This window comes from uncultured Campylobacter sp., from assembly GCF_938039205.1.
Taxonomy (GTDB): domain Bacteria; phylum Campylobacterota; class Campylobacteria; order Campylobacterales; family Campylobacteraceae; genus Campylobacter_A.
This window is the reverse complement of the sequence record NZ_CALHVM010000055.1, coordinates 35299-62062: the sequence shown is the minus strand read 5'-3', so window position 1 is coordinate 62062 and position 26764 is coordinate 35299. Positions and strand designations below refer to the sequence as shown.

Annotated in this window: 26 protein-coding genes; 10 read left to right on the top strand and 16 right to left on the bottom strand. The window is 45.1% G+C overall.

Annotated features, from left to right (window positions below):
• Positions 1 to 2150, top strand: a 2150-nt coding sequence (locus Q0394_RS07825) for a hypothetical protein (RefSeq protein ID WP_298946584.1), incomplete at its 5' end; no start/stop codon positions are given.
• Positions 2151 to 2600: 450 nt separating this feature from the next.
• Here the strand turns inward: Q0394_RS07825 and mnmA are convergent.
• A complete protein-coding gene (mnmA, locus tag Q0394_RS07820) occupies positions 2601 to 3617 on the bottom strand; it encodes a tRNA 2-thiouridine(34) synthase MnmA (RefSeq protein WP_298946581.1) in 1017 nt (338 codons plus the stop codon).
• A gap of 340 nt (positions 3618 to 3957) precedes the next feature.
• On the opposite strand from mnmA, the gene Q0394_RS07815 reads away from it, so the two are divergent.
• Positions 3958 to 4107, top strand: a complete 150-nt coding sequence (locus Q0394_RS07815) for a hypothetical protein (protein WP_298058959.1) — start codon at positions 3958 to 3960, stop codon at positions 4105 to 4107.
• 37 nt (positions 4108 to 4144) lie between these two features.
• Here the strand turns inward: Q0394_RS07815 and Q0394_RS07810 are convergent, their stop codons facing one another.
• From Q0394_RS07810 to aroQ, 11 genes are all read right to left on the bottom strand, one after another.
• A complete protein-coding gene (locus Q0394_RS07810; RefSeq protein WP_298058956.1) occupies positions 4145 to 4303 on the bottom strand; it encodes a hypothetical protein in 159 nt (52 codons plus the stop codon).
• 40 nt (positions 4304 to 4343) lie between these two features.
• Positions 4344 to 4940: a TIGR00730 family Rossman fold protein gene (locus Q0394_RS07805; RefSeq protein ID WP_298946578.1), complete on the bottom strand. Its 597-nt coding sequence runs from the start codon at positions 4938 to 4940 to the stop codon at positions 4344 to 4346.
• A 419-nt stretch (positions 4941 to 5359) separates the two neighbouring features.
• Positions 5360 to 6193, bottom strand: a complete 834-nt coding sequence (fliY, locus tag Q0394_RS07800) for a flagellar motor switch protein FliY (RefSeq protein WP_298946576.1) — start codon at positions 6191 to 6193, stop codon at positions 5360 to 5362.
• Positions 6186 to 7292 (bottom strand): flagellar motor switch protein FliM, encoded by a 1107-nt coding sequence (fliM, locus tag Q0394_RS07795; RefSeq protein ID WP_002947559.1) that lies wholly within the window; start codon positions 7290 to 7292, stop codon positions 6186 to 6188. Before fliM ends, fliY begins: the two co-directional genes overlap by 8 nt.
• A complete protein-coding gene (locus tag Q0394_RS07790) occupies positions 7292 to 7987 on the bottom strand; it encodes an RNA polymerase sigma factor FliA (protein WP_298946588.1) in 696 nt (231 codons plus the stop codon). Before Q0394_RS07790 ends, fliM begins: the two co-directional genes overlap by 1 nt.
• Positions 7971 to 8324, bottom strand: a complete 354-nt coding sequence (locus Q0394_RS07785) for a hypothetical protein (protein WP_298946574.1) — start codon at positions 8322 to 8324, stop codon at positions 7971 to 7973. Before Q0394_RS07785 ends, Q0394_RS07790 begins: the two co-directional genes overlap by 17 nt.
• 15 nt (positions 8325 to 8339) lie before the next feature.
• Positions 8340 to 9206 carry a MinD/ParA family protein gene (locus tag Q0394_RS07780; RefSeq protein ID WP_298946572.1) on the bottom strand — a complete coding sequence of 289 codons (867 nt, stop codon included), beginning with the start codon at positions 9204 to 9206 and terminating at the stop codon, positions 8340 to 8342.
• The gene (gene flhF / locus Q0394_RS07775; protein ID WP_298058935.1) at positions 9199 to 10608 is read right to left on the bottom strand and encodes a flagellar biosynthesis protein FlhF; all 1410 of its coding nucleotides are present in this window, start codon (positions 10606 to 10608) and stop codon (positions 9199 to 9201) included. Before flhF ends, Q0394_RS07780 begins: the two co-directional genes overlap by 8 nt.
• A gap of 112 nt (positions 10609 to 10720) precedes the next feature.
• Entirely contained in the window at positions 10721 to 11221 is a 501-nt protein-coding gene (folK, locus tag Q0394_RS07770) for a 2-amino-4-hydroxy-6-hydroxymethyldihydropteridine diphosphokinase (RefSeq protein WP_298946570.1), read from the bottom strand.
• Complete coding sequence (locus Q0394_RS07765) at positions 11218 to 12243, bottom strand: M24 family metallopeptidase (RefSeq protein ID WP_298946568.1); 1026 nt, start codon at positions 12241 to 12243, stop codon at positions 11218 to 11220. The genes folK and Q0394_RS07765 overlap by 4 nt, the downstream gene beginning before the upstream one ends.
• A gap of 13 nt (positions 12244 to 12256) precedes the next feature.
• On the bottom strand, positions 12257 to 12745 hold the full coding sequence (aroQ, locus tag Q0394_RS07760) for a type II 3-dehydroquinate dehydratase (RefSeq protein ID WP_298946566.1): 489 nt from the start codon (positions 12743 to 12745) through the stop codon (positions 12257 to 12259).
• Positions 12746 to 12836: 91 nt separating this feature from the next.
• Here aroQ and Q0394_RS07755 point away from each other — a divergent pair, with 91 nt between their 5' ends.
• A complete protein-coding gene (locus Q0394_RS07755; protein WP_298946565.1) occupies positions 12837 to 14063 on the top strand; it encodes a metal-dependent hydrolase in 1227 nt (408 codons plus the stop codon).
• A 155-nt stretch (positions 14064 to 14218) separates the two neighbouring features.
• Positions 14219 to 15088, top strand: a complete 870-nt coding sequence (gene sppA, locus Q0394_RS07750; RefSeq protein ID WP_298946563.1) for a signal peptide peptidase SppA — start codon at positions 14219 to 14221, stop codon at positions 15086 to 15088.
• Between the two features lie 378 nt (positions 15089 to 15466).
• Here the strand turns inward: sppA and thiF are convergent, their stop codons facing one another.
• From thiF to ribD, 3 genes are all read right to left on the bottom strand, one after another.
• Positions 15467 to 16321, bottom strand: a complete 855-nt coding sequence (gene thiF, locus Q0394_RS07745; RefSeq protein WP_298946561.1) for a sulfur carrier protein ThiS adenylyltransferase ThiF — start codon at positions 16319 to 16321, stop codon at positions 15467 to 15469.
• 285 nt (positions 16322 to 16606) lie between these two features.
• Positions 16607 to 17389, bottom strand: a complete 783-nt coding sequence (locus Q0394_RS07740; RefSeq protein WP_298946559.1) for a hypothetical protein — start codon at positions 17387 to 17389, stop codon at positions 16607 to 16609.
• A gap of 86 nt (positions 17390 to 17475) precedes the next feature.
• On the bottom strand, positions 17476 to 18552 hold the full coding sequence (gene ribD / locus Q0394_RS07735; protein WP_298946557.1) for a bifunctional diaminohydroxyphosphoribosylaminopyrimidine deaminase/5-amino-6-(5-phosphoribosylamino)uracil reductase RibD: 1077 nt from the start codon (positions 18550 to 18552) through the stop codon (positions 17476 to 17478).
• A 162-nt stretch (positions 18553 to 18714) separates the two neighbouring features.
• Here ribD and Q0394_RS07730 point away from each other — a divergent pair, with 162 nt between their 5' ends.
• Entirely contained in the window at positions 18715 to 19677 is a 963-nt protein-coding gene (locus Q0394_RS07730) for a DUF3137 domain-containing protein (protein WP_298946555.1), read from the top strand.
• Positions 19678 to 19843: 166 nt separating this feature from the next.
• On the opposite strand, the gene bamA is transcribed toward Q0394_RS07730, so the two are convergent.
• A complete protein-coding gene (bamA, locus tag Q0394_RS07725) occupies positions 19844 to 22114 on the bottom strand; it encodes an outer membrane protein assembly factor BamA (protein ID WP_298946553.1) in 2271 nt (756 codons plus the stop codon).
• Positions 22115 to 22194: 80 nt separating this feature from the next.
• Between bamA and Q0394_RS07720 the strand changes: the two genes are divergently transcribed.
• The 5 genes from Q0394_RS07720 to thrB all read left to right on the top strand — a co-directional run bounded on the left by Q0394_RS07720 (position 22195) and on the right by thrB (position 26758).
• Entirely contained in the window at positions 22195 to 23025 is an 831-nt protein-coding gene (locus Q0394_RS07720) for a prephenate dehydrogenase (RefSeq protein WP_298946551.1), read from the top strand.
• A 72-nt stretch (positions 23026 to 23097) separates the two neighbouring features.
• Complete coding sequence (locus Q0394_RS07715; RefSeq protein ID WP_298946549.1) at positions 23098 to 24465, top strand: peptidoglycan DD-metalloendopeptidase family protein; 1368 nt, start codon at positions 23098 to 23100, stop codon at positions 24463 to 24465.
• A gap of 63 nt (positions 24466 to 24528) precedes the next feature.
• A complete protein-coding gene (gene lpxC / locus Q0394_RS07710) occupies positions 24529 to 25413 on the top strand; it encodes a UDP-3-O-acyl-N-acetylglucosamine deacetylase (protein ID WP_298946547.1) in 885 nt (294 codons plus the stop codon).
• A gap of 125 nt (positions 25414 to 25538) precedes the next feature.
• Complete coding sequence (locus Q0394_RS07705) at positions 25539 to 25865, top strand: glycoprotease (protein WP_298946545.1); 327 nt, start codon at positions 25539 to 25541, stop codon at positions 25863 to 25865.
• A gap of 8 nt (positions 25866 to 25873) precedes the next feature.
• The gene (gene thrB, locus Q0394_RS07700; protein WP_298946543.1) at positions 25874 to 26758 is read left to right on the top strand and encodes a homoserine kinase; all 885 of its coding nucleotides are present in this window, start codon (positions 25874 to 25876) and stop codon (positions 26756 to 26758) included.
• The last annotated feature ends 6 nt before the right edge of the window (positions 26759 to 26764 follow it).

Here is a 26764-nt window from a genome sequence, read left to right as displayed (position 1 = left end):
AAGGCGTTCAAGATATTTCTTTAAAAGCCGAAGGATTAAAGAATTTAAGCGTAGCTAACGGCGAATATATAATGACTACCAGAAACGTAAGCCTAACCTCTACTACCGATAAAGAGGACTCTACGGTAGCGTACGGAGAGATAGGGGATAGAGATAACGATAAAAAGGTAAACAACGTAACCCTAAGTGCCGTAGGACAAAAGACGTTAACCGTAGGAAATATAACCGCAGCGGGAGATGTAAGTCTGACTAGTAAATTTACGCAGGAGGGGTCGAGTGTTGGTTATGGGCTAGCAATATCGGGAGGTTCTGTATTAGGCTCAATACTGGCTAAAAATTTAACACTAAATCATAGTGCAAATGCAGACATCTTAGACGGTATTGTCAAACTAAACGGACATCTAAATTTAACAGGAAATTTGACCGTTAATGCAAGCGGATATAAAGAGTTAAAAATGGGTACCGAAGATGACGGTGTATACTCGCCTCCTTATCATTTTCCATATGATTGGGAAAAGATAACTGTAGCTGGAAATGCCGTAATAAGCACCGTCGCGACTACAGCAGGGGCTATAGCTCAAGTTGGATCAATGAGACTTGGGCCGGGCACGTCTCATTACGCCTTTCAAGCAAAGACTATTACCATCAACGCCTCAGCAGCCGAGGGCATAAGAGACTCTGCGATAAAGTATAGCAATATGCATGCAACGGGAGGGGATATAAACATAACAGCAACCAACCAAAAATCGGTAGAAATGGCAGTCGTATGGTCGCGCGGTACCGCACAGGCGGATAGGGGTAGCGTAATTATGAATATGAACACTAACATAGATAACAGTTCAGTTACTATAAGAGATCGTATGGTATCGACCAAAGATATAAACCTAAAATTTCATGGACAGGAAACCTTGGATACTCGAAGTATTTTATCGCGGGATGGAAATATAAATATCGATATTAAGGGCAATGGAATAGATGCAACAGCAAAACTTGGTATTATCGAAGTTGGAAGCGCAAATCAATCAAAACAAGATATTGTTATTCGTGCAAGTGATTTGAAATCACTGCAAACAAGCAACATAGGTAACCACTATGGCAATGTGACAATAGATACTGGGGCGCATAATTATATGCAAACCGTCCAATTTGGTTCTATAACCGGTAGAAAGGTAACGCTAGAGCTATCAAACGTAACCCAACCTACAAATACAATATATGTAGGATTTGATACTGATTTGACAATAAATGCTTACGGTGCTAACTTTGCCAATAATGCTAGAATGGTAGGCAATCTAATCACTAATCCAAGTAAGTATTTTACGGCAAATATAACAAACGTAAAAGGAGAGCTAACAGGTGCTGCTACTACCGAACATATGGTACTAAAAGGAACCATAACAAATCCCGACAGTATCACTGCAAATGGCGGGAACTCAAACCTACTCGTAAATCTTACATACCTAAATAATATAAAAATCGTAGATCTAAGCGGATATAATAATCCTAGCGGTATAAATGAATTTAGAACATCCACAAACAATATAAAGCTAACAACCATCAAAGGTTCCACAACCAAAGACGACATAACCGTAAACTCGGCAAACCTAAAACTAGTCGATAGCGGCAAAGGCGACGATAAAGTAACCTTTACGATAACCCAAACCAAAGACGTAACCGTCAACCTAGGCGAAGGAAACGATACTGTCACTACTGCGGCATTAACCGCTAATAAAAAATTCCAAATCAGCGGCGGAGCGGGTAACGATACGTTTAACCTAGGAGCTTCTACGACAGACGCTAGCGCTAGCAAATACGTAACCATAACCGACGCAAATAGAGGCGATAAGATAAGCTTAGGTAGTGCTGGTGCGGCTACGTTACAAAAAATAACTCTAAACGTAGACGGCAGAGCCGATCTAAAAACGGCTATAAACGATGCGCTAGGTAGTCTAAGCTCTACTGCGGCAAATACTATCTATGCGGTATACTACGGTAACGATACGTATCTAGTAAGAGACGCTAACGGCGATAAGGCGTTAGACGCTAATGATAACTTAGTTAAACTAGCAGGTATCTCAAATTTTGACTTGTTAAACGCTAACTCGGTAACCGAGGGCGGAGTAAACTATATCCAGATAACTAACGCGTAGTCTTAAGTGGAGCGGAGTTTTTCCGCTCCCTACGCCATACGACTAACGACTATCAACTCTATAGCCAAATTTACGCAAACATATCTAAATGTAACTCTTTTTAGTAAATTTAAGCCTACCTACTAACCGAGCAATAATCTTTCGCGGTTAGTCTCTTAACGAGCATACAAATCAGTAAAACTAATTTTTACTCCACGAGGCCATAAGGGCACTTTTTCCACAAACCAAACCATACGCAAAGCGATTTCCGATTTTAAAAAAAGCAAATTTAGATCGTGAGTACTGGGCTCCTAAAACTCGATTATTTATAAATTTAAGTGCATAAAAAATGTCGCCAAACAGTAAAATTTGAAGTTAAATTTGTAGATTTCGCCGAAACGCCGCTACCGCAAACGCCTCGGCAAGAGAGTCAAATTCGACCGCCCGAAGCGATCAAATTTAAGATAAAATTTACAGGATAAAACCGCTGCCGATAACCAGCTCGCCTCTGTAAAATACCGCCAGCTGCCCGCTAGCCACGCCAAATGCGCTCTGCTTTAGCTCGATCTCGGCGGTGCCACCCTCTAGGACTTTTACGTGCGCATTTAGCCCGATGCTGCGGTAGCGCACCTTCACGTCGCAGTCAAACTCGCTCTCATCCACAAACAAATTTAGGCTATTTACCGCGATTTTGCCGCGCTCAAGCTCCTCTTTTGGCCCGACGACGATGCGGTTATTTTGAGCGTCGATAGAGAGCACGAAATGCGGCTCGTGCGCCCCAAACACCTCAAATCCGCGCCTCTTGCCGATCGTGTAGCGCATATAGCCGTTGTGTCGCCCGATCACGCGTCCAGAGCTATCGACCACGTCGCCGGGCAGGTCGGTCTCGTAGTGCTTGTTTAGCACCTCGATATAGGTGTCCTCGACGAAGCAAATCTCGCTGCTCTCGGCCTGCTCGCCGTACTCGCGAAAGCTCGGCAAAGATTTGGCCAGCTCTTTTATATCTTTTTTAAATTTGTCCCCGAGCGGGAAAATCATATCGGTGATTATCTCTTTTGGCACCTGAGCGACGAAGTAGCTCTGGTCTTTGCTGGGATCAGCGGCGACCCTGATCATGCCGTCTTGCACGCGGATGTAGTGGCCCGTGGCGAGCTTTTCGCAGCCGATACTTTTGGCAAATTTTAGTAGTTCGCCAAATTTTATAAAGTGGTTACAAAGCGCGCATGGATTTGGCGTCTTGCCTTCTTTATAGGAGCTAACAAACGGCGTATAGACGTATCTGTCAAACTGTTCTTGCAAATCAAGCACGTGATAAGTGATACCCAGATACCCGCACGCACGGGCGACTTTATCGATATTTTTTTCATGATATCCGGGCTTTTTGTGTAGTTTCATATAGCAGCCCACTACCTCGTGACCCGCTTCTAGCAGCATTTTGGCGCTCATGGTGGAGTCGACGCCGCCGCTCATGGCCATTAGTATTTTCATTTTTCTTCCTATTGTGAGGGCTTGTCTTTTTAGCGCTTTTTACGGAGTTTGTAAATTTTCGGCTTGATGAACTATATGTTCTATCTACGCCGAAAATTTACCGCACAGCCGCAAAAATCATCTAAAAATACCGCACCCTAAAGTTTTGTATTTTAAATTCAGCTTTAAAATTTACAAATCTCGCCCTAGCCCCACAATAAGGCAAATTCGTATAAATTCGGTGCGATTATATAAAAATTAGCTTAATGCGCTATAAATTTGCGAGCCAAGGATAGCGAGCTAAGCCGGCATTTAGCTTTCGCGCCTTGCTCGGCTCTGAATTTTACCCGCCAAGACGGCAATGCAGGATTTGCAAACGGCGATGACGCGGTTAAATTTACCGAATTTGACGCAAAAGGCAAGCATATCGGCAAATCCGCTTAAAAACACAAACCAAACCGCGCAAACAAATTTGCAAAAATCAAAATTTAACGCCGAACGCCAGATATAAGCACCCAGCAAATTTGCAGAACAAATTTAAATAGCCGTCAAAGCCTGCTTACGGCTATGGCTTGAGTTTCACCGTCTTTTAGATTTCTATCTTTATTTTGTACGCCGTCAAATTTGACGGCAAAATAGCCGCAAATAGCGATAAAAACGAGGCAAATCAGCGCAAAAGCGATCCTATCTCGCATCCTATCAAACATCGCCAAATCCTCAAAATTCGTAAAATTTTAGCACGCTAATTTAGTTTAATATCCCCAAAATCTCGTTCCGCACAGTATCTAGATCATCGCTGATCGTATAAAGCGAAAGATCCTCCTCGCTGACGGCTTTTTCGCGTATCAGCGTGGTTTTGATGAAATCATCGAGCTTGCTCCAAAACTCGCTGCCGATGAGGAAAATTTTAGCTTTTTTGGCGCCGATTTGCGCGAGCACTAGGATCTCAAACAGCTCATCAAGCGTCCCAAAGCCGCCCGGAAACACCAAAAACGCGCTCGAGCGCTCGATAAGGGCAAATTTGCGAGCGGATAAATTTGAAAAAACGAAGTTGCTAGTGGCGTATTTATTCGTCACTTGCTCAAACGGAAGCACGATATTTAGGCCTATCGACGGACTTTTGCCGCTCTCGTACGCTCCCTTGTTCGCGGCCTCCATCACGCCAGGCCCGCCGCCGCTAACGACGGCAAAACCGCCGTCGGCAAGCTGCTTTGCGAGACTAAAGGCCATTTTACAGTATTTACTATTTTCGTCAAATCTGGCCGAACCGAAAAACGTAACGCTAGGATTTTTATAAGTCGCAAAATCCCTAAATTTGACCAGATCGTTTAAAATTTCATCCATTATTTCTCTTTTTCTTAGTTTAAATTTACGTGCTAGAGCTGCAAATAGCGGCTAAATTTACCACACGAATCTAAAAGCAATGATAGCCAAAACGGATTTAAAAACAAATGACGCATAATTAAATTTGAGATTAATTTTAGGTAGATTTCAAATTTGCAAAGCTATCAAAGCAGCTTAATTTTGCTCAAATTTGCTGGCAATTTTAGCGCTAAACGGCGCAAACTCGTAAAGCAAACCCATTTTAAAATCACAAAACCGCCGCCTTAACCTTTAGCGCAAATTTATGCAGTGGTTTCTAAAAATGCGGCGGCTTGCAAATTTAGGCCTCCAAATTTGCTCGCGATTTCGTGCTAAATTTGGCCGAATACGACTTGGTTTTAAAAAAGCGCCCCAAGGCGAAATTCGTCCGATTTTAGCCCTTAACGTAGCTGCTCAAGGCGCTCTTTTTTCGTACCGATCTGAGTGATCTGGATGCCGAAGTTTCCGTCTACAATGACGACCTCGCCTAGGGCTACGACCTTATCGCTGATCAAAATCTCAAGCGGGTCGTTTGCGAGCTGATTTAGCTCGATGACCGAACCTATGTCCATCGTGAGCACGTCTTTTAGTAGCATTCTTTTTGAGCCGATACGTACGTGAAGCGGCAGGCGCACATCCATTATGAGCCCGATATTTCGCATTTCCTCGATGCTTAAATCGCCTTTTGCGGGGGTTGCTTGCTGGGCGGGCTCTTTGTGATCTTTATTTAAAAATTTCACCAATGCAAAATCAAGCACTACGGCGATTTGCTCGCTGACGTCTCCGATTTTAACGGAATAGACGTATATTTTTTCAAACGCGTTCAAATCAAAATTTGCGCTCTCGTCGAGGAAATTTACTTTCGCGACCTCGAAATTTAGCTTCGGCATACCTTTTTGCGCGCCAAGGCTCGTAGAAAACGCGCCCATGATATTTGAAAACACCTCTTTAGCGGCATCCAGCTCGTCCTCGCTTAGATTTTCGTTGCGCGAGATCTCTTCTTCTCCGAGCATCCATTCGCCGATCGCGCTCATCAGTACCGGCGTGGCTACTAGTATCATCTTTGCCGTCGTATCGCCGCTAACGGCTATGTTTGCAACGGCTAGAGGCGGCTTTATGCCTTCTTGCTTAGGAGCGTCGTATTCGTTTCTCTCGCCTATTTCAGGCGTCCTACCCGTTAGCCCTTCGACCGTAGCCCTTACCTCGTTTACGAAAATTTTAAAAAAATCATTCATTGTTTTCATCCTCGCCTAATATGTCATCGTCTTCGTACTCATCCTCGTGCTCTGTGCTCATGAGTTTTGCTCTGCGCTCTTCTTCGTACTGCTCGAGGATGTTTTTGATCTCGTCTTTGTCGCTTCTGATTAGCTCTTCTATACGGATAGATTTTCTAAATCTATGCAGCCCGACCTCAGCCAAAAACACCTCTTTTTTATCGATCGTTACGATAGCTTTGTCGTTTGCCGAGCGGTCAAGGCGCAGTATGTCGCCTTCTTTTAAATTTAAAAACTCGTTTACGCTAACGATACTTTTACCTAGTATCGCCTCATATAGCACCTCGGCGCGCCCGATCAGCGTTTTTAGCTCTTTGTTTCGGCTCTTTTTCGCGCTCGTTTCGCCTAGCATTATATCGCGGTTAGCTAGGCGGCTTAAGATCGGCTCTAGGTAGATGACCGGATAGCAGATATTTATCATGCCGCTTGAGTTGCCTACAATGATCTCCATGACGACCATTATCACGATCTCGTTTTGGCTTACGATTTGCACGACGTTTGGGCTACTTTCTTTAGCCTCGACGTTTGGGTACATATCGGTGATCATCGACCAGCTCTCTTTTAGGCGCTGCATCATCATCCTTAGGATCGCATCGAGCAAATTTACCTCGATATCGGTTAGCTCCCTGCTGGTCTCAAAGCCCTCACCGTTACCGCCTAGCAAGCGATCTATCATCGGAAACGCGATGCTTGGGTTTATCTCCAAAACGCAGTTGCCGTCAAGCGGCTTGATCGAAAAGACGTTAAAGCTAGTAGGGCTCGGCAAACTCATCAAAAACTCGCCGTACGTCATCTGATCGACGCTATGCAGGCGGATCTCCACGATACTTCTCATAACGCTTGAAATTTGAGAAGCCAAATTTCTCGCAAGCTTGTCGTGTATGCCCTTTATCGCGCGCAGTTGTTCCTTGCTGACGCGGTTTGGGCGTTTAAAATCGTAAATTATTACCTGCTGCTGTTCTTCTTTTTTTGATTTTTCGCCGATAGATTCGCTAGCATCGTCGTCGTCCACGACTTCTAGTAGCGCGTCTATCTCTTCTTGACTTAAAATGTCCGCCATTATTTACCCTCAAGCTTTTTTCTTATTTTTTCCATCAAACGCTTATGTATCTGCGAGATCCTACTCTCGGTAATCTGCAAAATTTCGCTGATCTCCTTTAAACTCAGCTCTTCGTAATAATAAAGCTGTACGATGAGCTGATCGCGCTCCTCAAATTCGTTTAAAATTTGAGTTATCTTTTCTATCAAATCCTCTTTTTCGACCCGTTCTAGCGTATTCTCCTCGCTCATTAGCTCCATTTGATCGTCGATGTTTAGGACGGCGACGACCGCACTAACGTTCCTTGCTTCGCTTACCTTTTCTACTTCGATACCGAGTTTACTTGCGATATATACATCGTCCGGTTCGCACTCGAATTTATTAAAATACTCATTTACTAAAGCCTCGATAGACTTTACCAAAGTACGGTCCGAGCGGCTAACCACGTCAAGCCCGCGCAAAAAATCAAGCATCGCGCCGTAAACTCGCTTTTGCGCGTAGCCCCAAAAGGAGTCGTTTTGCTCTTTGTCGTATTTTCTGGAGAGCTTTACCATCTCCTCCAGCCCAGCGCCGATCAGGTCGCTAACGTCGATATGAGCGGGCAAACGCTCCTTTAGCCTAAAAGCCATCGCGCGAAGAGCTGGCGTGTAGGCTAGCACGACCTCGTCTTGTTCTTTTTTTAAATTTGAGGCATAAGGATTATGCGGCTTTTGCATTTCTTTCGCCATTTTTGCCTAGCGCTTGTTTTATTAGGATATTTTCGCTAGCTAGCTTACTTAATATATTATCTATACGCTTTTCTCTAAGAGCTAGTTCGCCGATAAGATAATCAGCTGTTTGCTCGTATTGCTCTTTATCAAATCTCTTTTTAAGAGATAATCTTACGTCGATATAGTTCATTATGATAACGTGAATCACGAGATAAAAGAAAAACGTAATCACGAAAGTATAAAACAACATCTGTATCGGGTCGCTTAACTTTAACGCCGAAAAAACGACTCCCGTAAAAAATCCGCAAACAGTAAAAAATGCTATAAAATTTTCCGCTTTCAAAACTAAATCCTAAATTTAAAATTGCTCAATCATGCGCTTAAAAAAGGCGCTAAAGCTATTGACTTGACCATCTTTAAGCACTTTTTGTTCCAATCTCGAAATAAGCCTTTGAGCTATCTGATTTAACTCCAAGCTCGGCAGACAAAATTCGCTATCGTCGGTAAAAAGCGTACGCTGTTTTATGCTCTTTGAGACGCTTTTATCCTCGCTAATAGCCCCTAAAAACTCCAAATTTAGCGGATTTTCGATATTTGCTTTGGCTACCTTTTGTATATGCTCAAATATCCTCATTGCCTCTTTTTCGTTTTTCACCATGTTAAAAACCATCAAAAGATTGTCTTTATCTTTTGAAGTGATTTTTATAACGGCATAGGCATCCGTTATCGCTGCAGGATCGGGCATAGTAACCACCACGACCTCGTCTGCAGCCTCTAAAAATAGCCGAGTGTTGCCGCCAATACCGGCGCCCGTGTCGATGATGATAAAATCAAGCCCGTCAAGGTTCGCCGACTCGGCAAAAAACTGCTCGCACAAAAATTGATTGTTAAATTTTAATATCTCCTCGCCGCTTTCACCGGGAATCAGCGTCAAATTCGGCTTTATTTCGATCAAAATATCTTTTAAGGAACATTCGCCTTTTAGCACGTGAAGCAAATTTTTATTAACGCGCACGTTTAAGATGACATCTAAATTCGCTAGCCCGATATCCGCATCAAAAAGAGCAACTCTATACCCGCTTTTGGCCAAGACGTTAGCCAAATTTGCGCTTATGGTGCTTTTACCTACTCCGCCCTTGCCGCTAGTTACAGCGATAAAATACGTAGTTTTTGCCTTGGCTTGGGCGGCCACTATGCCTTTTAGTTTCTCGGCCTGATTACTCATTATGTTCCTTGCTAAATCCCTCTAATACGCAGCTTACTAAAAATTCGCTCTTTGCTACCAAGATATCGTCCGGCACCTCCTGGCCGACGGAGAAAAAACTAACCGGTTTATTCGTCTCGTAAACTAGCGAAAATACATTGCCGAAAATCTTCGTCTCGTCAAATTTGGTGATAATCAGGGTATCAATGTCAAGAAAGCTAAAACCGTTGTAAATTTCAAGCATATCTTCGATCTTTGCCCCGGCCGATAGCACCAGATGCACGTCTATATGCGTATCCGTACTTTTTATAAACTTTTCTAGCCTTGATAGCTTTTCTTTATCGTACTGTGAGCTGCCCGTGGTGTCTATAAGGATAACCTCGCAGTGATTTAGCTGCTTTAGTGCGTTTTTAAAATCATCAACTTCGATAACGTCAAGGATCGGTAGCTTCATCATCTTTGCGTATTGAAACAGCTGCTCGACCGCCCCGATACGGTAGGTATCAAGCGTGATGATGCCCGTTTTTGCACGCTTACCGTCTCCATACGCAAATCTTGCAGCAAGTTTAGCTAGAGTCGTGGTTTTACCAACTCCGGTCGGCCCAACCAGCATCATTATCTTTTGTTTTCTATCGTCCTCTTCGCTCCTGCACGGCAGCATCTTTCTAAGCAGCGAGCTAAAATATCTCCTAACCGCAGTCGGATTAGCCTTCATCTGAGGCGACATATTTTCCACGGTTATTTTCATTATCTGCTCTAGGTGTTCCTCTTTCATGCCGCTATTTTTGGCATCTTTGTAGATGCTGGCAAACTCGGGCGGTATGCTTAGGTTGTTTCTAGCACCCGCTCTCTCCTCCCAGAACATATCGGCTATCATATTTACTTTTTCGCTTAGCATACTCACTTGCCTTGCGACGTCGTCTATCTTTTTATCGTAGTTTTGATCTTGGCGACTAGGCATAGTTTCGATATTTGCTATTTGGCTTATCTCTTTTGCGGCTTTTGAGATGTTTAGGAGTATGTCCTCGCCGCTATTTTGAACGGTTTTGTAGTTTTGATTTTGCGAGGCTGAGCTCGTGGAGTTTTGGCTAAAATTTGCCGCAGCTAAAGCGCTTTGAGCTTCGACTTCAAAAAGCTCGCGCTCGTCTAAAATAATCTTTTGCGGCCTTTCCTCTTTTGCTGCCTGAGCGCGCAAAAACTCCTCGTAGCCCTTTAAATTTTGCTTTTGAGGCTGATTTTTTTTCTGCTCGCTCGCGTCCTCTTCGACGCTAACTAAAATTTCATAAAGCGGCTTTTTGTTTATCGTCTTTGGCTGAATTTGCTTCGTCGTTACCAAGATCGCCCTCTCGCCGCACTGAGCCTGCGCCTTTTTTAGCGCTTCCATACTGCTCTCGCCGGTAAACGTATAAAACTTCGTCGCCAAATCTTCTCCTTCGTTTCTCGCTAAATTTAGCCGCCTTTAGCCCAAATCGTCGCGGCAAAGGCTATGCATTTTCCGTTCCCGCCTCAAATTTAGGCTTTGCGGCCGCTAAATCTTAAAATCTCACTCCGCTTTTGCTAACGCGCTTCATCGTCCCAAGCGGCAAAATCACGCTAGCCCTGCTTTGCGCGCCGGGATGCGGTAGCGCCAGCCGCGCATCGTTTCTGTTTCGTCCGCTAAAATACAAAATGTCTATATCAAGCGTTCTGGGCGCGTTTTTAAAGCTTCTCACGCGTCCAAAACGCCTTTCTAAATTTGCCGTTATTTTTAAAATTTGCCTCGCGGCAAGGCTCGTTTGCACAAGCATTACGGCATTTGTAAAATCCGCCTGCTCTTTAAAACCAAATGCTTCGTTTATAAGGAGCGCCGAGTTTTCCACGACGTGAAACCTACTATCTCGGCTGAGTTTAAAATGCAGCCCATTAAAGCGCTTTTTCACGTCGCCGATATTACCGCCCAGCCCCAAAATAACGCTATTTTTAAAGCCCGGTCTAAAATCAAAAACCTTCGGGAAAAAGAGGCATTTGCTAAACCGTCTCGCCCCCGCTACCCTCATAAAATTTCGGCTCCGTTTTCGCGCACGACCACGACGTCCTCGATGCGCACGCCAAACTCGCCGGGCAGGTAGATCCCGGGCTCCACGCTAAAGACCATGCCTTCTTTTAGCACGGTATCTCCGCGCTTTGAGATAAACGGAAGCTCGTGGATATCGACTCCTACGCCGTGTCCGGTGCTGTGAAAAAACGCCTCGCCGAGGCTCTGAGCGGCGATAAAATCCCTAGCCGCCGCGTCGATCTCGCGCGCCTTTTTGCCGGGCACAACCGCCGCGATAGCAAGAGCCTGCGCCTCTTTTACGATTTCGTAAATTTCTTGCCGTTTGGCGTTTTTAAAATTTTGCTCTTTGCCGAAGTTAAAATTTTCGTCAAAGCACGCCGTGCGCGTCCTATCCGAGCAGTAGCGGTTAAATTTAACCCCCGCGTCCAGCAGGAGCAAATCGCCCTGCCGTAGCCGCTTTTTGCTTGGCAGAGCGTGCGCCTTTGCGGCGTTTTCGTTGATCGCGACGATAGGCGAAAAGCTAAGCGCGAGCTCGCCCTTTTTCTTAAAGATGAGCTCGGCGTTAAAAAACAGCTCCTCTTCGCTCATCCCTTCGCCGCTAGAGCGCACGAACGCGGCAAATTCGTCAAATCTTTCCGCGCCTAGCTGCGCCGCGCGTTTTAAAATTTTTATCTCGTCTTCTGATTTTACTATGCGCGAAATTTGTGAAAAATTCACCCGCGCCTTAAATCTTATCCCAAGCCCCTTGCTAAGCGCCCCCCACTCGCCCGCGCTAAAATCGTACGGGTTATAGCTAAGCTCAGCAACGCCCGCCTTTCGCAAAAATAGCCGCGCGTCTTTTATCAAATTTCGCTCGACCTCGATAACCTCGGTATCTTTGCAAAGCTCGCGCGCCTCGATGCTATAACGCGCATCGGTGAGGAAAAATTTGCGCCCCGCGAGGCTCAAAAATATCGCGTTGTCGCAGCTGTATCCGCACTCACAAAATACGGCGTTTTCGTCCTTTAGGATAAAATTTTTCAAATCTTGCCTCGTTTTACTCCGCTTTTTCGCCCGCTCTTGCGGCTTTCATAGCTTTTATCTGCTCGAAAATTTGCAGCATCGCAATCATAGCTAGGTGGTAGCCCACGGGTCCAAAGCCCACGATCTGTCCCGCAGTTACCGGCGCTATGAGGCTTTTTTGGCGGAATTCTTCGCGGCGATGGATGTTGCTGATATGCACCTCGATGACCGGAAGCCCGACGGCTGCGATAGCGTCGCGGATCGCGATAGATGTGTGCGTGTAGGCAGCTGGGTTTATGATGATGCCGTCAAATTCGCCAAAGCACTCTTGGATCTTATCCACTAGCTCGCCCTCGAAATTGCTCTGAAAAAACTCAATCTCGATGCCGTTTTGCTCGGCAAAAAGCTTCATCTGTGCGTGGATATCCTCCATCTTCATCGAGCCGTAGATATCAGGCTCGCGCGTGCCCAGCATGTTGATATTCGGGCCTTGGATGACCATTAGTTTAGATTTTGTTTCCATTTTTAGCCTTTTAAAAGATTTAAATTTAGCCTTGATTATACATTTTTTAAGCTAAATTTTCGCTACAATCACGAAAAATAGGAGCTTAAAAATGATCATAGTTAAACCAAAATTTACAATGCTATGCGACGAAAATTTTACCGTTTTAGAGGATGCGGCGGTCGCTTTTGATGAGCGTATCGAGGCGGTTGGGGAGGCCGAGGAACTACGCAAAAGATACGAGGGCGCGCAGTTTTTCGAGTATCCTGACGCCGTTTTGGCGCCGGCATTCATCAACCCGCACGTGCACCTGGAATTCAGCGCGAACAAAACCAGCCTCGTTTACGGCGATTTTTTAGAGTGGCTAAGCTCGGTTATCGCCTCTCGCGGCGCGCTCTCGCAGGCAGCAAACGACGCCGTCATCGCCTCCGCGATAAAAACCATGCAGCGTAGCGGCGTGGCGAGCTTTGGAGCGGTTTCTAGCTTTGGCGGGGATTTGGATGCATGCGCGAACTGCGGTGGCAGGGTCGTGTTTTTTAACGAAATTTTGGGCACGAACGAAGCCGCGTTAGAGCAAAATTTGGCAAATTTTACCGCCCGATTTGACGCGTCGCAAAAGCGCAAAAGTCCGCTTTTTACGCCTGCGGTTTCGGTGCATTCGCCCTACTCCACGCACCCTGATTTAGCTGCTACAGCGCTAAATTTAGCCCGCGAGCGGGACCTGGTCGTCTCGACGCATTTTATGGAGAGCGAACACGAAAAAAGCTGGCTAGAGGGCGGCACGGGCGGCTTTAAAGAGTGGCTGGGCAAATTTAACCCCGCTGCGCACCCGCTTTATACGCCAAGCTCGTTTGTAGCGATGTTTGCGGGCATTCGCACGCTCTTTACGCACTGCGTTTGGGCCGATGATTTTTCGGGCTTTGACCGTGAGCTTCACAGCCTCACGCACTGCGCGGTCTCAAACAGGCTGCTTAGCAAGCACATGCTAAATTTACGCGCCGCGCTAAATGCCGGAGTGAGCATAAATATCGGCACGGACGGCCTTAGCTCAAATATGAGCCTAAATTTCCTTGATGAGCTGCGGGCAAATTTACTCATTCATGCAGATTTTGATCCGCTAGAGCTAGCTAAAATCTTGCTTCTAGCATCGACAAAAAACGCCGCAAAGGCGCTAAATTTAGACGCAGGCGAGATAAAAGAGGGCAAGCTGGCCGACCTCGCGCTCTACGACGGTTTTGCAGACGCCGACGCGGCGCAGCTACCGCTAATGCTCATCTTGCACGCGGGGGGCTGCGAGCGGCTATTGATAGGCGGCGCGGAGGTAAATTTAAACGATTGAGCCGAATTTGCGATTTAGACTTTGGCGCAACAAATGCCAAATTTAAGCTCAAATTTGAAGCAGTTTTCCCAAATCCAGCCCGCTAGCTAAATTTATAAATTTAAATGGTAAAATGCGCCCGAATTTCACGAAAACGATAAATTTAAAGGAAAAAAATGGGATTTTTGAGATTTATTTTTGCACCGATTGGGGCGATTTTTAGGTTCATAAACACGTATTTTAAGACGATGCTGTTTTTGCTCATCGTGTTTTTGATATTTTTTAGCGGCGAGCGTGAGAGCATAAATTCGCCCAACCTAACCCAGATCAACCTCTCAGGCGCGATCATGGACGCAAACGAGGCGCTAGAAAAGATCGAGGCCGCGCGCAAGGACGCCAACATCAAGGGCGTACTGCTCTACATCGATAGCCCGGGCGGCGCGCTCGCGCCTAGCGTCGAGCTGCACCTCGCGGTCAAAAATCTGCGCGCCAAAAAGCCCGTAGTCGCGTATGCGGGCGGGTCGATGACGAGCGGGAGCTACTATGCGGGCGCGGGCGCGGACAGGATTTTGGCAAATCCGGGCGCATTTATCGGCTCGATCGGCGTGATAATGCAAGGTGCCGACGCTAGCGAGCTAGCGGCTAAAATCGGCGTCTCGCAGCAAGTCGTAAAAGCGGGCGAGTATAAAGAGGCTGGGACGTTTCTGCGCCCGTGGAGCAAAATCGAGCGCGAGCAGCTGCAAGAGCTCGTAAACGCCAGCTACGAGATGTTCGTAAGCGACGTGGCAGCCGATAGAAATCTAGACGCCAACAAAAGCAAAGAGTGGGCCAACGCGCGGGTATTTTTGGCTCGAGACGCGGCAAAGCTCGGGCTCATCGACGAGGTTAGCGATTATTATTCTGCGCGCGCCGAGCTAGAAAAGCTAAGCGGCGTGGCCGAGCCCGTCTGGGAAAAGCCGTCCGTCTACCAAAAAGCAATGCAAAAATTTATAAATCAAAGCGCAAACTCGCTAATCTCGGCATTTTTTGAAGCTAAGGCGAGGTAAATTTAAAAACGGCTAGATTTTATAGTCTTAAAATCTAGCCTTTCACGACCGCAAAAACCCGGCTCTCGCAGGTACAAAGGAAAAGGCTTTTAAAACGAAACGTCAATTCGGAAATTTAGTCCGTATTTTTACCTCGCAAGGCAAGATTTATGCTAAATTTTGATACTAAATTTGTAGCGGTGAAAGAGTCGCTAATGTATTGATTTTGTCGCTACAAATTTGCTCAAATTTAGAGCAACTACAAAAACTCGTCAAAAACCAGAAATTAAGCGTGACGACAAAATCAACTTCAAGCAATTCTCAAGCAAATTTGCAAAAGAGAGTCAAAAATCTCGGCCGCAACCAGTGCAAGCTAAAACGCCGTTGCCGCAGTCAAATTTAAACCTCCTCAAGCCCCATCAAAAGCCTGATAGCAAGATTTGCCTCGTGATTTGCGCAGATCGCCACGCGCGCGGCCATGAGCCCCTGCCCTACGCCTGCGGCGTTTTGCAGATCGCCGCACAGATATACGTTTCGCGCAAATTTGACCGTTTTTATGAGATTTGAGCTAAAGTAGCCCGCCATACCGGACGCGCCGACGATCTTTTTATCTCGCAGGCTCGCGCCCGCCTCATTTACCATCATCGCCTTGCCCGCGACGTTGTCAAAGGCCTCGCAGATGATGCTGCACTGCGCGAAAATCTCGGCGACGTTGGCAGCAGTTAGCGTCACGTCGTGCGTCACGACCTCGACAAATGGATTTACCTCGGCGATGAGCTCTTTTAGGGCGTCCGTCTTTTTCATACCGATGTGGCGGACGAAGTACTGCTGGCGGTTTAGGTTGCTAGGCTCCACGACGTCAAAGTCGGCCAGCACGAGCTTGGCGACTCCCGTGCGCGCTAGGCTTAGCGCGATATTTGAGCCAAGACCGCCCAGCCCCGCCACGCCCACGCAGCCGCTAGCTAGCGCCGCGTTTAGCTCGGGGCTGTTTCTGGAGGCGATCATGGCCTTTAGCACTTCGCGTCCGGGCATCACGCCGCGCCTGATAAATACGACGTTTGAGCCCTCTTTTAGCTCTAAATTTTCCTTCGTCGCAAAGCCGTCTAGGATAAAGATATCAGGCTCGCTAGCGTTAAATTTGGCTAGAAATTTATACATTTCGCTGTTTTTGTCGCCCAAAGCCTCGTTTTTTAGCTCCTCCATCGTGTTTGCCGCGACCTTAAATTTCGCTCCGTTTAGCGTTATCTCTTTCATTTTTCTCCTTTAAATTTACAAAATCATAGCGCAAATTTATAAAATGCTTCGTTAAAGAGGCGTCGTAAACTACGTTCTTCAGGAAAATTCGATGGCTTTAGAGCTTGCTTGACGTGCAAAGGCTTCAAATTTTGCCAAAACCTCACCCGGCACGGATTTGTAAATGCGAGATAAATTTTATAAAATGTTAGCATTGGCAAAAAGCTTCATGAATTTTTAGACAAAAACGACAATACACTTACCAATTTCTCAATAATCACATTCTTGCAAATTTAATTTAGGTCGTTAATCTTTTAAAACCTTAAAAACTATCTTTTCGTTATCTGCCAATATAATCTCGATTAGTAAATTTTTAAACCTTATCTGCTTTTGTTTTATGTTATATGTTAGATTTTGAAAAAAAGCAGGTCTGGCCAAATCGTCCGGCGTATATTCTCTGTATACCATAGTTAAATTATCAGCTGTACATCCTGTATAAATCAATTCATATCTCATTCCATCTTTAATTTTGGTCTCTTTTCTATAAACATTTTTTTGAAATTTTATCTCTTTTGGTTCATATGAAATATTTTTATCTATTATATACACTGGATCAGTTGCATTGAGTGACCTGGAAAATTTTAATAAACCAGCTACATTGTTTTTGTCATCCAATAGTAGCTGATAGTAACTCTTTAAGGCATAATTATTTATGACTAAATATTTTTTATTATTTATAGAATAGCTACCTTGTACAAGAAATATATCGTCCCGAACAAAAGAAGCATTTATTGGATCTAATATATTAAAATTTTGAGTCGGCTTAAAGATATCAAACGTTTCTACCATATTTAAAATATCCTTTGAATTTATAAAACTTTCACCCACATAAGATGTTTGAGTATCATTTATTTTATAATTTTTGATAGTAGCTTGTTCCTCGAAATTTTTACTATGATTACTAATATAAAAAATTCTAGCTTCGTTTATATTTGGCTCTTGATTTTTTACAGCAACCTTTTCGCTCAAACATCCAGATAAAAACACCAACGTTATTGCTAAATATAAAATAAAATATTTTTTTATCATTTTATCTCCAATCTAAATATTTTATTAAATTATACCAGAAACAGCTAATCCCATATTAAAAACAGATATTTATTGTTTTGCAAATACTAGGTTTTATACCACCCGTAAACATCTCCGTCAAGCTCGCCGTGAAATAGCGGTTTGAGTTTTAAATTCAGCCTTACCGCGGGCGCGTCCAAAAACTCGCTAGAGCGGTAAAGCAGCAGCCATTTTACGCGTTCGTCTAGGGCTTTTAGCGCGTTTTCGCCGCCCTCAAATATCGTTAAACGCGGCGCAAAAGCTTCGTTTATATCGCTCGTTACGCGCACGCTCCTACCCTCCACGCCAAAAAGCGGTATAGACGCGTCAAGCTCCCGCTCGCGCGAGTATATCATGACGTTTGGGTTTTTGCCGTCCTCTATCAGCCTGGTGTCTAGCCTCGGGCGGTCGGCGCGGACGGTGGCGCCGCCGATAACTAGCAGCTCGGCCGCACTGCGAAGGCGGTGAGAGTGCGTACGGCTAGCTAAATTTGAGATGATCTTGCTCTGCGCGGTGCCGACTGCGACGCCGTTTGCGCTAAGAGCGAGCTTAAAAAAACTAAAATTCCCCCTCTGCCACGTTAGAAACGGCTCTACCAGCTCGTCCGCCTTGCGCCGTAGCACGTCAAATTTGACCGATATGCCGCTGCTTTGCAAGATATGCGCGCCGCCGCTTGCCACGGCATTTTCGTCGCCTCTAGCGATGACGACCTCGGCAAATTTTAGCCGACTTAAAAGCTCGGCGCAAGGCGGAGTTTTACCGCGGTGAGCGCATGGCTCGAGCGTCACGTAGGCCTTGGCGCCTTTTAGCAGATCGCCGTGATTTTGCAGGATGTATTCGTAGGTGAAATTTGGCTCTAAGTCCGCATTTTCAAGCTCGGCCGCGTTTTCAAATTTTACGCCCAAAGTCGCGTTGTAGTCTCGCAAAAAGCTCCTTAAAAACGCTTCGCTTTTTTCGCAGAGCGCCAAAAGAATCGCGCTTGGCTCAGCGTGCAAAAAGCCTGCTCTTTTATGCGCGGCGACCGAGAGTAGCCTACCGCCGGCATCCAAGATCGTGCAGCCGACGGCGGGATTTGGGTAGGTTAAAATTTGAAACTCCCAAGCCTTCTTTATGGCTAGAGACATGTAAAATTCGTCGTTTATCATCGCTGCCGCCTAGTTAAATTTGGGGTATTATACTAAAATTTGCGCGGCTGATTTTTAAATTTAGCGACTTATTTTTACTATTTTGATCTCCAAACCCGCACCCTTACAGCGTAAATTTCGCTAAGATTCGCTTCAAAGGTAAAACCCCAAAAGAGACAAAATTTGAACATAAACGAAGCGATAGTTGCCACCGCCAAAAGGCAAAAAGAGTGCCGGCTAGCATTTATAAAGTATCTGTTTTTGGGAATTTTATTTATAATAGCGCTGCCCGTAGGCGGCGGGTTTGCCGTAGGGCATCTTTTTGAAAATCGCCTTGCACCGCTATTTTTCATCATTATCTATATTCCGTTTTTTCTCGCCGCGCTAATGGCTAACGCTAGCCGGGTGATCGACGAGCTGGGGGATTACAAAGCGTTTTATAAAGACGTCTTCGTCCGTGCCGCCATCCGCGAGGTAGATCCAAATTTTAACTACGATCCGAATGCCGGCATCAGCCGTAAAGAATTTCGCAAAATCGGCATCTATTCGCTAGGTGAGTTTCGCGCCGAAGACCAAATCAGCGGCATTTATAACGGCGTCAAATTTAGCCTCAGCGAAGCGATCGATATCCCAAATGACGCGAAGCTAAATTTAGGCGACTCGGCGACATTAAATTTACTCTCCGCGATAATTTTTGCGTGGGAGTCAATGAAGGATATGCAGGCCTTTAGCGGCTCGGTCTTGGTCTACGAGTTTTACAAGAAATTTAATGGTCAAACTATAGTGGCGAGCCGTACGCTAAATACTAAATTTTTAGGCGAAAAAGAGCAGATGGACGATACTCTTTTTAACGATGAATTTAGGGTTTTTGCAGATGACAAAGTCGAAGCAAGATATCTTTTGACGCCCGCATTCATGAAGCGCTTGAGAGAGTTAAAGATAAAATACGCCGCAGAGATGGGCGTGAGCGCTGCGTTTATGGACGATAAATTTTATCTATTTTTAAATGGAGCGGAAAATAAATTTGAAACAACTATCTTTTCGCTACCGCCTAGCCTTTATGACGTAAATCAGATAAAAAAGGAAATTTCAGATTTTTTATCTATCATAGACGAGTTAAATTTAAACCTTGATATTTTTAAGTGAGGGCAAATTTGACGGCTTAGATGATTGGGGATTTTATAGATAAATTTAAATCGCAACGCAAATAAGGCAAAATTTACTGTAAATTTATATCGAGATAAAAGCTGTATTTATGGATAGAAAGTTAAAAACGGCGTCTTATAAACCAAAACGCCGTTTTATTGTAATATTAGAAACGTTGTCCGATAGTAAATTCAAACGTACTCGTATCGTCGCCGTCTTGCTTTTTGAGCGGTTTGGCAAAGATTAGCTGTAGCGGCCCCATAGGCGTTACCCACTCGATACCTGCGCCAGCGCTATATCTGCTGATACGCCCGTCGACATAATCCACGATGCCTGGTGCCGTTACGTTTGCAATCCTGCCACGAATGACGCCGTAGTCAACAAACAGCACTCCGCGCATCTTTACGCGTTCTATTAGCGGGAAGCTAAGTTCCGCCGAGCTGTTAAACGACGTATCGCCGCCCGTCTCGTACCAGCTACCGCTGGAAACTTTGACTTTAGGCGAGACGGTTCTACTCTCAAACCCGCGTAGATTTCTGATGCCGCCTAGATATAGTCTCTCATTAATAGGCACCCAGCCGCGATCCCAAATTTTGCCGAAGCTTGATTTGAATCTAAAAATAAGGTCATAATCCACCCACTCTCTGATACCTTGATACCAGTTAAAATTTGTTCTGCTCTTTAAAAATTTCTCATCGCCGCCTACACCTGCAAACTCTAGGCTAGTACTTGCGATGATGCCCGTGCGAGGTAGGTAATAATCATCCGTGCTGTTATATGTAATAGACGGTATGAGCGAGCTTTTTAAGCTCTTGCCGTCTTTGTACCCGACGGTTTTTAGCACGTCGCTAAGCCCACTGATACGGCTTTGCTCTATGATGTAACCCAAAGACGCGCTTAGATTTCTAGTCAGCTTTCTACCTACGACGACGTTTAGACCGTATGATTTCTCGTCGTAGTTATTCCAGCTATAGTCGTTAGCATATAGCGTGCCACCCAGGCTGTACTCTGAGTCAAAAAGGCGCGGGTTGGTTAAACCTATCTGGCCGGAGAGCTCGTTGTCGCTCCTATCAACGCTTATGACGCCTTTCATGCCGCTACCAAATACGTTCGTATCAGACACACTCGCGTTAAGTAGCAAACCGTCCGAGCTACCGTATCCAATACCGCCGCTGATCGAGCCCGTGGAGGCCTCTTTTACTTTTACGAGTAGATCGACTTGGTTTGCTCCGACGCGCTGCTCCTCGATCTCGACCTCATCAAAATAACTCGTTCGCTTTAGCGCGTCCTTACTGTCTTGTAGGTCGGTTCTGCTGTATAAATTTCCCTCCGTGAGATATAGTTCACGCCTAACGACCCTATCCACGGTTCTGTCGTTACCTGAAATTTGCACGTTTCTTATATATACTTTTTCGTCAGGCACAACCTCGTAGACGATACTTACAGTCTTGTCTTCGACGTTTTTCTCGGTTTTTGGATTTATCCTTACAAACGCGTAGCCCTTATCCGCTACCATATCGTCGAGCTTTTTTATATCTTGTCTTAGGCGAGCGGAGTTCATCACGTCGCCGCTTTCTAGCCTAAAGTCTTTTAAAATTTTCTCTTTATCAAGCTCTAAAAACTCAGGCGCTTCGATATCTACGCTAGATACTCTATACTGCTCGCCCTCGGTCACGTAGTAGGTGAGATCTGCCGTGTAGTTATCCATGTAGGCGTTTAGATACGGGTTTGAAACCGTCGCGTCTAGGTAGCCTTTTTGGTAGTATTTATCTTGGATTCTCGCAGGATCGTTTGGTAGCTCAAAAAGCTTAACTTTACCGTCGTTTCTGCCCCACATCCAGCCCATAAATTCACGCTCTTTATTAGCCACCACAGGCTCGATGTCGCCGTAATCAAAAAGCTTCGCGCCAACTAAATTTACGTTTTCTATTATGATATTTTCGCCGCGGTTTATGTTCATCGTGACAAAAAGACTGCTTTCATTGCCCGCCACCGGCTCTTTGGTTACGTCTATGACCGTGTCGAAGTAGCCTTTTGACTCGTAGTACTGCCTGATGCGCTCTTTTGCGCGCTCGATGGCTAACTCGTCGTACATATTGCCTTGTTTGATGTTGATTAGTCCGTCGATGGCGGTTTTATCGTTAGTCACTACGCCTTTGATATCGATACGAGCGATGCTAGGTTTTTCTTTTACCGTTACGGTCACGTCGCCGCCCTTATTTTCGATGTAGATATCGTCGAAATAGCCCTGTCTAAACAGCTTTGCGATCGCCCTATCCGTGCTATCGACATTTAGCTCGTCTCCGACTTTTAGCCCCATTATCTCCTTTGCAGTTTCTGGAGACAGATGCACGAGACCTTTAAAATTTATGGAAGTTATCTGCTCGGCATTCGCCAAAACTGCGCCCAAAAGTAGTAGAAAAACGCTTTTTTTCATTGATTTAACCTAAAAGTGATGATAAGGCTGTATAATAGCACATTTTATTTTTAAACAATATAAATTTAAAAGGCGAATTTATGAAAATCGGTATCGTAGGCCTAGGACTCATCGGTGGCTCGCTCGGACTCAGTCTCAAAAACGAAAAACTAATCAGCTGCGTTAGCGGCATGGATCTAAGCAAAGAGCACGAAAAACAGGCGATGCAGCTCGGCCTCGTGCATGAAATTTTAACCCTTGAGCAGATGAAGCAAAAGTGCGATATGATATTTCTAGCCATCCCAGTCGAAGGCATCATAAAAATCGTCAAAGAATTTGAAGGCATCGGCGAAAACACGACCATCGTCGATCTTGGTAGCACTAAGCAAAAAATAATCGAAGCCGTACCCGAGAGCATCAGGCAAAATTTCATCCCCGCTCACCCGATGGCGGGTACCGAGTACTCCGGCCCGACCGCAGCTTTTTCGGGGCTTTTTAAAGATGCCGTCGTAGCTATCTGCGATTTTAAAGAAAGCGGCGAAATGCACGTCAAGCGCTCGGTTGAGCTGTTTTCGCACCTGGGCATGAAGATTATCTTCATGAGCGCAGCCGAGCACGATCATCACGCCAGCGTCATCTCTCACCTACCCCACGCCATCAGCTTTTCGCTAGCTAGCAGCGTACTAAAAAAGGAAAACAAAAAAAATATCATCGCGCTAAGCGGCACTGGATTTAACGGCATGATCAGGATCGCCAAAAGCTCGCCCGTGATGTGGACGGATATCTTTAAACAAAACAAGCAAAATTTGATAAATTCGATAGACCTTTTCAAAAAAGAACTGGACGAATGCGAAAATTTAATCAAAAACGAGAAGTGGGACGAGCTGCGAGAATGGATGAATGAAGCTAGAAAAATACGCGAAATTTTATAAATTCGAGGGTAAATTTACCTTAAATTTATCGCTTTTTAGTAAAATCGGTCTCTTTAAGATTTAGGAGATTTTATGAGAAGACGCGGCAATCCAAATTTGATATTTTTTGGCGTTATTATTTTGCTTTTAGTTGCGGCGATAGCTTTTTTATTTACCTCAAAAACGTTTGAGCGCGAAGCCCCGAGCATAGCTATCTCAGATCAAATTTACTGGAACCTAACCTCGCCTCTACCGATCAAGATAACCGACGAAGGCGGCGTAAAATCAGTTAAAATTTCACTCGTTGACGAAAAAGGCAGCGTAAATTTGCTGACTCAAAAATTTGAAGCGCCGTCTGAAATCGTCGATTTAAATTTGACCTTTCCCAAAACGGGATTTGGCGCACAAAAAGATATCTATAACATCGTAATCGAGGCCACCGATACTAGCAAGTGGGGATTTTTCCTCGGCAACACGCAAAAAAAAGAGGTCAAAATCACCGTCGATAACAAAAAACCCGACGTAAACATCCTAAACCACTCATACGCCATCACTAAAGGCGGTAGCGCGACGGTCGTGTTTAAGGCGACTGATGAAATGCTAAAAGAGGTCTATATCGAGACGAATTACGGCAAGAAATTTATCCCGAGCAAATTCGTAAAAGACGGCTACTACGCTTCTTTAGTCGCCTGGCCAGCACAGCAAGGCTCGTTTAGCGCCGATGTCGTGGCGCTTGATGCGGCGGGAAATATAACCAAAAGCAAGATAAGATTTTTCTACCAAGACAAAAAATACCGCATCTCAAAAATAAAACTAGACGGCCAAAGTAGATTTTTAAACGAAAAAATCCCGGAACTAGCGCAGCAATACGCTAAAAACTACGACGCCATGAGCAATCTGGAAAAGATGAAATTCGTAAATGAAAATCTACGCGAGGCAAATGAGAAAATAATCTCGCAAATCGCCGCAAAAGTCGAGATAGACGCGGTGGAAAACTTTAGCGTAAATAAATTTTACCCGCTAAAAAACGGCAAAGCGGTAGCGAGCTTCGGCGACCACAGATACTACACCTTTGAAGATAAAGACGTCAGCGAAAGCTGGCACATGGGCATCGACCTAGCCTCGACACAAAAAGCCGACATCGTCGCCAACAACGACGGCACGGTCGAATTTGCCGCAGAAAACGGCATCTACGGGCGTAACATCCTGATAAATCACGGATTTGGCCTTTTTTCACTCTACGGACACTGCAGTTCGCTAAATGTCAAAGCCGGCGACTCGGTCAAGGCGGGCGACGTCATCGCAAACACGGGCGTTACGGGTCTAGCGATGGGTGATCACTTGCACTTTGGCATGCTAGTTCAAGGCATAGAAGTGCGTCCGGAGGAGTGGATGGATAACGGCTGGATGAAGGATAACGTCACGGGCGTTTTGAATGCGGCTAAAAAAATGGTCGAATAAATTTGCCGTTTTGTTGCAAATTTGTTGTATAATGGCAAGAGTAAGAAAAATAAGGGCGAAATTTTGAAACAAACAACTATAAAATCAACTGTAGAAGGCGTAGGTATCGGACTTCACAAGGGCGAGCCGATAAAAATCACGCTTGAGTCGCTCGGGGCAAATTCTGGAATAATATTTTACAGAAAAGACCTCGGAGTGAGCTTTAAAGCAGAGCCGAAAAACGTGATAAACACTCAAATGGCAACCGTAATCGGCGGCAAAGAGGGCTACATTTCGACGATCGAACATCTCCTTAGCGCGATAAACGGCTACGGCATCGACAACGTCCGTATCGTCCTGGACGCCAACGAGGTGCCGGTCATGGACGGCTCGGCGATAAGCTACTGCATGATGCTGGATGAAGCCGGCACATCGGAGCTTGACGCAGATAAAAAGGTAATCGTAATCAAACGCCCAGTAGAAGTAAACAAAAACGGAAAATTCGCCAGAGTAACGCCGTCAAATAACCCGAAATTCGACTTTACTATCAAATTTGCCCACCCGATAATCGGCGAGCAAAACTACGTGTTCGAGTTTAGCAAACAAGCCTACATCGAGGAGATCGCGCGCGCTAGAACATTTGGATTTTTAAAAGACGTCCAGATGCTAAGAGCGCAAAATTTAGCCCTCGGCGGTAGCCTAGATAACGCCGTGGTTATCGACGATAATAAAATTTTAAATCCTGAAGGCCTACGCTTTGAAAACGAATTCGTTCGTCATAAAATTTTAGACGCGATTGGCGATCTAAGCCTGATGGGTGCGCCATTGATGGCTGACTATACGAGCTTTGCGGGCAGTCACGAGCTAAACCACGAGCTAACGCTAGCTATCCTAAGCGACGATAAAAACTACGAAATCGTCACGCTAAAAGGCGATTTCGCGCGCGAGTACCAAAAGGTATTTGCATAAAAAATATCCAAATTTTAGTTATCGCTCTTAGCTCGCCGCTAATCGTTGGCATTTATGACGAAAACGGCGAGCTTTTAGAGCAAATTTCTAGCGAAGAAAAATCCGACGTCTCCCTAGTAAAAATAATGGACGAGATTTTAAACGACGGTAAATTTAATCTACAAAAAATCATCTACGCAAACGGCCCTGGTAGTTTTATGGGAGTCAAGGTCGCATACGTCGTTTTAAAGACGATTAGTATAGTAAAAGAGTGCGAATTTTATGCAGTTAGCGGCTTTGAGCTAAACGACGGCGCACCGATACGAGCGAATAAAAATTTAAGCTTCGTAGATACGCCTGATGGCGTCAAACTGCAAAAAGCAGAGGCCGGCGAATTTGGCTTGCCACAAAATTTAGCCGTTTTAAATCTAAATTTAGATACCCTACCAAATTACGTTATTCAAGCCGTTTAGGAGATTTCTTGCAAATTTTAGTTCCCGCCACGAGCGCAAACATTGGCCCCGGTTTTGACGCTCTAGGACTTGCCTTAGAGCTACACAACACTGTCGAGATAACAAGGGCGAATTTCGCCTCAGTGAGCATTTTGGGCGAAGGCAAAGACAACGCGCTTCTTAAAAAAAACAACATTTTTTTATCTATTTTCAATGAAATTTACGTCAAACTAACGGGCAAAAAAGATACTTTTCGTATGATTTTTACCAATCAAATTCCCTTCTCTCGCGGCCTTGGTAGCTCCTCTGCGGTTATCACTTCAGCCATCGCGGCGGCTTACGCGGCGGCTGGATTTAAGGCTGATAAAAGCGCCATTTTAAACCAAGCTCTAGTTTACGAAAATCACCCGGACAACATCGCTCCGGCGACGCTTGGCGGCTTTGTGAGCTCGGTCGTTGAAAACGGCAAAGTAAAATCTCTAAAAAAGCCTTTAAACGCCGATATAAAAGCCGTCGTCGTGATCCCCGATAAGCCCATGAGCACGAACGAATCGCGCGCCAAGCTACCTAAAAATTTCACGATGGGTGAGTGCGTTAGCAACCTCTCTCATGCCGCATTTCTCACGGCTTGCTTTTTTAGCGAAAATTACGATCTTTTAAGAACGGCGGCAAAAGACGTCATGCACGAACAAATCCGCATGCAAAACCTGCCAGAACTCTTTGAGGTGCGCAAGATGGCCTACGAAAACGGCGCTCTTTTGAGTACGCTTTCTGGCAGCGGGTCTAGCTTTTTAAACATCGTTTACGCGGACGATACGGCAAATTTAAAACAAAAACTTCAAGATAAATTTAAGAGCTTTCGAGTTGAAATTTTTAATTTTGACAACGACGGGATAAAAATCCTACAAAGCTAAAAAAAA